This is a genomic window from Halobacterium sp. CBA1126 (assembly GCF_009741975.1).
Lineage (GTDB): Archaea > Halobacteriota > Halobacteria > Halobacteriales > Halobacteriaceae > Halobacterium.
This window is the reverse complement of sequence record NZ_WPCF01000140.1, coordinates 1-5,421: the sequence shown is the minus strand read 5'-3', so window position 1 is coordinate 5,421 and position 5,421 is coordinate 1. Positions and strand designations below refer to the sequence as shown.

Annotated in this window: 6 protein-coding genes and 1 pseudogene; 3 read left to right on the top strand and 4 right to left on the bottom strand. The window is 71.0% G+C overall.

Features of this window, described 5'->3' with window-relative positions; all coding sequences use genetic code 11:
• A partial coding sequence (locus GJ634_RS13925; RefSeq protein ID WP_157503472.1) for an FAD-binding oxidoreductase occupies nucleotides 1-507 on the top strand: 507 nt, incomplete at its 5' end.
• Between the two features lie 4 nt (nucleotides 508-511).
• Here the strand turns inward: GJ634_RS13925 and GJ634_RS13920 are convergent.
• Both GJ634_RS13920 and GJ634_RS15655 read right to left on the bottom strand, forming a co-directional pair.
• Entirely contained in the window at nucleotides 512-931 is a 420-nt protein-coding gene (locus tag GJ634_RS13920; protein WP_157503471.1) for an Hsp20/alpha crystallin family protein, read from the bottom strand.
• On the bottom strand, nucleotides 928-1,086 hold the full coding sequence (locus tag GJ634_RS15655; RefSeq protein WP_197425538.1) for a hypothetical protein: 159 nt from the start codon (nucleotides 1,084-1,086) through the stop codon (nucleotides 928-930). The genes GJ634_RS13920 and GJ634_RS15655 overlap by 4 nt, the downstream gene beginning before the upstream one ends.
• A gap of 100 nt (nucleotides 1,087-1,186) precedes the next feature.
• Between GJ634_RS15655 and GJ634_RS13915 the strand changes: the two genes are divergently transcribed.
• Nucleotides 1,187-2,446 carry a glycosyltransferase family 87 protein gene (locus tag GJ634_RS13915; protein ID WP_157503470.1) on the top strand — a complete coding sequence of 420 codons (1,260 nt, stop codon included), beginning with the start codon at nucleotides 1,187-1,189 and terminating at the stop codon, nucleotides 2,444-2,446.
• Between the two features lie 60 nt (nucleotides 2,447-2,506).
• Nucleotides 2,507-4,177: a radical SAM protein gene (locus tag GJ634_RS13910; protein ID WP_394350901.1), complete on the top strand. Its 1,671-nt coding sequence runs from the start codon at nucleotides 2,507-2,509 to the stop codon at nucleotides 4,175-4,177.
• Nucleotides 4,178-4,187: 10 nt separating this feature from the next.
• Here the strand turns inward: GJ634_RS13910 and GJ634_RS13905 are convergent.
• Together GJ634_RS13905 and GJ634_RS13900 are read right to left on the bottom strand one after the other, a co-directional pair.
• Nucleotides 4,188-4,591: pseudogene (locus GJ634_RS13905) on the bottom strand (TRAM domain-containing protein).
• 75 nt (nucleotides 4,592-4,666) lie between these two features.
• Complete coding sequence (locus GJ634_RS13900) at nucleotides 4,667-5,317, bottom strand: YkgJ family cysteine cluster protein (protein WP_157503468.1); 651 nt, start codon at nucleotides 5,315-5,317, stop codon at nucleotides 4,667-4,669.
• Between the last annotated feature and the right edge of the window lie 104 nt (nucleotides 5,318-5,421).

Here is a 5,421-nt window from a genome sequence, read left to right as displayed (position 1 = left end):
GTGCTCGCCGACGCCGGCGTCACGGTGCCGGTGAAGGCCTACCGCGCGCAGGCGCTCACCGCCGCGTTCCCCGACGCGATTCCGACGTTCTACGACGCCACCGAGGGCTACTACGCGCGCCCCCACCCCGAGGGCGTGCTCGCCGGCGACGGCACCGAGGAGGCCGAAGCCGACCCCGAGTCGTACGACGAACGGGGCGACGACTGGTTCGTGGCCGCGACGCGCGAGCGACTCGCCGACCGCCTCGTCGACTGGGAGCCCGACGTCCGGCGCGCGTGGGCGGGCCTCTGCACGGCGACGCCGGACCGCGACCCCCTGCTCGGCGAACTCGCTGACGGCCTCTACGTCGCCGCGGGCTGGCAGGGCCACGGCTTCATGCGCGCGCCGGCGACGGGAGAAGCAATCGCAGACGCAGTGCTGGGCGGCGAGACCGTTCCGGCGTTCGACCCGACGCGCTTCGACGGCGACGAGGTCTTCGACGTCACCGAAGGGATGACCGTCGAGTGAGCCGCTACTCCTCGTCGGCGGCGGTCACGTCGACCGCGGTGCCCTCGGGTTCGCCCTTCGGCAGGAAGACGTACAGCGTCCCGTTGTCGCGCAGTTCCGCGCGCGCCGCGTCCGCCTCCACGACGGCGTCCGCGGGGAGCTCCGCGCGCCCGTCCAGCTGGAGGCCGCGGCCCGGGAACGCCATCTCGAACTCCTCGCGGAACGCCCGGAACCGGTCGACGCGCACCTCGACGGCGCCGTCGACGTAGTGGACCTGCACGTCGCTGGCGGTCGCGCCCGGCGCGTCGAACACCACGAGGTACTCGTCGTCGCTCTCGAGGACGTCCACCGGGAGCGGGGTCTCCTCCTGCATCCGCGAGGCCGCCCGGCCGAGCCGCTCGAAGACGGCGTCGCCGAGGTCCGCCGCGAACTCGCGGGCCGTCATAGTTCGATGCGCTCGAGGCAGTCTGTGCCACCACACAGCGGACACTGGAGGTCCTCGACCGTGAGGTCCTCGCTGACGTCGTACGTGTAGTGGTTCTCGAACATGTCGAGCTCGCAGTCGTCGCTCGTGCACTTGAGTTCCTCCGTCGCGGGCATACCCGGTGGTTGGGGCGGCGCGGGCATAAAGCAGCGGGCTGCGGTGAGAACGACTCCGGCCTCCGCAAGACGAAAGTGCCGCGGCGCCGGTGCGTGAGTCATGCCCTCGGTCCGCGCGCCCCGGCTCGTCCTCCTCGCCAGCGTGCTCGCGGGCGTCGCGAACACCGCGCTGTTCCCGCTGCGCAACCCCGAGCAGGTCGCGCTCGCCACGGACGTCTACTACTACTCGGCGCGTGCCGCCCTCCGCGGCGCGGACTTCTACGCCGTCAACCCCATCGGCCAGACGGGGTTCCGGTACCCGCCCGCGGTCGTGCTCGCGTTCGCGCCGCACGCCGCGCTCGGCGACCCCCTCCTCGCGTTCGCGTTCCAGACGCTCCTGAACCTCGCCGCGCTCGCCGGCCTCGCCGCCATCGTCGTCCGCACCGTCGAACGCGCTACGTTCGAACGCGCGGCTCACGGTTCCACCGCTCGCTCGGGCCGCGGTCTCGCTACGCTCGACCGCGCGCTCCTCGCTGCGGCCGTGTTCCTCGTCGGCCCCACGGGCCTCAACCTCGTGATGGGGCAGGTGAACCCGCTGCTCGCGCTCGGCCTCGCGGGCGGCGCCGTCCTCCTCGAACGCGACCGCCGGCGCGCGTCCGGCGCCGCGTTCGGACTGGTCGCGCTCGTGAAACTGTTCCCCGCGCTCGTCGGCGTCTGGCTGCTCCGCCGGCGCGCGTGGCGGGCCGTCGCCGCCGCGACCGCGACCGGCATCGCGGGGCTCGCCGCGGGCGCGCTCGTCTTCGGGCCCGCCACCTCCGTCGCGTACGTCACGGAGACGCTCGCGGGCGAAGCCGCGGTCGCGTCGTTCGCCGGCGGCCCCGACCCGACAGCCCCGTTCGTCACGATTCGCCGGCAGTTGGCCGTGCTCGCACCCGGCCTCGGCTCGACGTGGCTGCTGCCCGTCGGCGCTGTCGTCCTCGCGCCCGTCTTCGCGGGCGTGAACCGCGTCGTCGCGGACCTCCGGAGCCGCCTCGTCGCCCTCCAGGGGACGCTGCTCGCCACGCTGCTGTTGCTCCCGCTCGAACCGTTCTACGTCGTCCTCGTGCTGTTCCCGCTGCTCCCGCTGCTGTACGTCCTCGACGCCGGCTGGCCGCGACGGCTCGTCCTCGCTGGTGCCATTCTCCTCCTGATTCCCGTGACGTGGGCGAGCGTCACCACGATGACGGCCGTCCTGCCGGTCGGCCTCGCCGCCGTCGTCCGGGACGCCGCGCGCACCCTCTTCTCGTTCGTCCTCCCGCCCACGATCGGCTCGTACCTCGTGCTCGCGGGCTGTCTGCTCGCCCAGCACCGGGCCGCGACCGGCGCTCGCGGGTCCGTGTAGTTACGTTCTTACGCGTCGAAGCCCAACGCCGGTGCATGGATCGACCCCGCGGAGCTGGACGTGACGCTCGTCGACGGCTACGTCGACGAGCCGGCGCACTTCGGCGTGCCGCCGTACATCTCCACGTATCCGCGGTACGCGGCCGGCGCGCTCGTCGACGCGGGCGTCCCCGCCGAGCGGATCACGTACCATACCATCGACGAACTCCGCGAGGACAAGTCGAAGTTCAACGACGTCGCGGACGCCGACCTGTTCGTCTACGTCGGCGGGATGACCGTCCCCGGGAAGTACGTCGGCGGGACGCCCGCCGAGCCCGACGAGGTCCGCGAGCTGGCGTGGCTCGCCGACGGCACGAGCATCATGGGCGGGCCCGTCCGCTTCGGCGTCGGCGAGGAGAACGCCGGCGCACAGGAGATGGAACGGTCGGACCTCGACTTCGACTTCCTCGCGATGGCGGACGTCGAGGCCGCCGTCTACGACCTCGTGAACAACGGCCTCGAGGGGTTCGAGGACCGCTACCGCGACAACGAGGAGATCGACCGCTGGGGCGCGAAGGGCGCGTTCGTCGTCGAACAGCACCCGAACTACCCCGACTACCTCATCTGCGAGATGGAGACCTCGCGGGGCTGCGCGTACCGGTGTTCGTTCTGCACGGAGCCGATGTACGGCGACCCCGGCTTCCGGAGCGCCGAGAGCGTCGTGCGGGAGGTCGGGAACCTCTACGACCACGGCGCGCGGCACTTCCGGCTCGGCCGGCAGGCGGACATCCTCGCGTTCGGCGGCGACGGCGAGGCGCCGAACCCGGACGCGCTCCGGCGGCTCTACGGCGGCATCCGGGAGGTTGCGCCCGAGCTGGAGACACTCCACCTCGACAACATGAACCCGGTGACAATCGTGGACTACCCCGAGCAGTCCCGGGAGGCCATCCGCATCATCGCCGAGCACAACACCGCCGGCGACACCGCGGCGTTCGGGCTCGAGTCCGCCGACCCCGTGGTGCAGGAGGAGAACAACCTCCTCGTGTCCGCCGAGGAGTGCCTGGAGGCCGTCCGCGTCGTCAACGAGGTCGGCGGCTGGCGGCCCGGCGAGTCGCCCGAGGACGCCCCCACGTGGGGCGACGAGGCCACGAACCGGCTGCCGAAGATTCTCCCGGGCATCAACCTCGTCCACGGGCTCACGGGCGAGCGCGAGGAGACGTTCGCGCACAACAAGCGGTTCCTCCGGAGCGTGCTCGACGAGGGGCTGATGCTCCGGCGCATCAACATCCGACAGGTGATGGCGTTCGAGGGCACCGACATGGAGCAGACGGGCGCCCAGCTCGCCGAGGACCACAAACAGCAGTTCAAGCGCTACAAGCAGGAGGTCCGGGAGGAGATCGACAACGCGATGCTGAACCGCGTGGTGCCGCCCGGCACCCTCCTGAAGGACGTCCACCTCGAGTACCACCAGGACGGGAAGACGTTCGGTCGGCAGCTCGGGACGTACTCGCTGCTCGTCGGGATTCCCGGCGAGCGCGAACTCGGCCGGACCATCGACGTCGCGGTCACCGACCACGGCTACCGGTCGGTGACGGGCGTCCCGCACCCGCTGGACGTCAACGAGGCGTCGATGGACGAACTCACGGCGATTCCCGGCATCGGGCAGTCGACGGCCGGCGACCTGCTCGTCGACCGGCCCCACGACTCCACGCCGAGCGTCGACGGCGCGGACCTCGCGAAGTTCACCCAGTAAGGAGCGCGCCTCAGTACTCGTCTTCGATGATCTCGCCGACCGCGAAGTTCGACTTCACCTCGGTCACTTCGACTTTCACGCGCTCGCCGATCTCGCGTCCGGCACGATGATGACGTAGCCGCGCTCGACGCGCGCGATGCCGTCGCCCTGCTTGCCGATGTCCTCGACTTCCACGTACCGGATCTCGCCCTCCTCGACGGGGGGCTGGGGTTCGGCGTCGGCCGGCTCGCCGGCGGACTCGGCGTCCGCGTCGGTCTCGGCGTCGGCCTGCGAGATGAGCGCGACGCGGTAGACGTCGCCGGGCTCGACGGAGCCGGCTTCGACTTCGCTCCGCGGGATTTCGACGACGTACTCGTCGTCCTTCACAGTCACTTCCGCACTGAACAGACAGAGGAGTTGGTCAGAGATTTCCATGACGGGCCTCCACTCTTGCGTGTCGGCCCCGTGACTTAACGATTGTCACGGTGACGCCTCCCACCGCTCGCGCCGTCAGCCCTCGTAAACCGTCCCGTCCGGGCGCTTCGCGCCCTCCGAGTCGTGGACGACCGTCTCCCCGGGCTCGGGGTCCGCGGGCTCGTAGTTGTCCCGGACGTCGACGGCCTCCTCGAGCTCGCGGACCGCGCGCTCTTTCAGTGCTTCTGCCAGCGACTCGGCGTCCTCCCGGGAGATGTCCCGGCCGAGTCCCTCGCACTCGTGCGCCCGGACCATCCCCGACTCGTCGACCGCCTCGCCCATCGGCTGGCTCGTCCCGCCGAGCGCGACGCTGAACGGGTACGTCTCGCAGATGAGCGGCCGGCTGTCGTGGACTGTGCACGCTCCCGTTCCGTCCTCGTCTTCCTCGTAGAACGTGCAGTCCCCGCAGGCAGCGGTCTGGAGCGCCCACTCGAACGTCTCCCCGCTGCCGTCCTCGTCGAGCCCGTACGGCATCGGGCGCGCAATCTCGCGCCAGTCGCGCTCCGTGGCGTCCTCCAGCTCCCGGACTTCGTCGGGGAACACGGTCGCCGTGTGCGGGTCGTCGTCCTCGCTCTTACAGCACGCCCCGCAGCGCGTGCACTCGAAGCCGATCGTCTCGATGGCGTCCGCGAGCTCGGCCACCTCGAGGTCGCGAGCGCGCTCGAGTTCGACTTCGAGTTCCTCCATGGCCGTGGGTTGGCAGCGAGCGCGGAAAAGACTCGCGGGCTAGGCCCTTGTTCCGGTGTGACTTCTCTCGCCTTCGTTCTCGTCGACGCGTCCTCGAAAGCCCC

What these genes read in the sequence shown, in the direction of transcription:
- GJ634_RS13920 (WP_157503471.1), bottom strand. Translation starts at nt 931, where the DNA reads ATGACGGCCCGCGAGTTCGCGGCGGACCTCGGCGACGCCGTCTTCGAG.
- GJ634_RS15655 (WP_197425538.1), bottom strand. Translation starts at nt 1,086, where the DNA reads ATGCCCGCGACGGAGGAACTCAAGTGCACGAGCGACGACTGCGAGCTC.
- GJ634_RS13915 (WP_157503470.1), top strand. Translation starts at nt 1,187, where the DNA reads ATGCCCTCGGTCCGCGCGCCCCGGCTCGTCCTCCTCGCCAGCGTGCTC.
- GJ634_RS13900 (WP_157503468.1), bottom strand. Translation starts at nt 5,317, where the DNA reads ATGGAGGAACTCGAAGTCGAACTCGAGCGCGCTCGCGACCTCGAGGTG.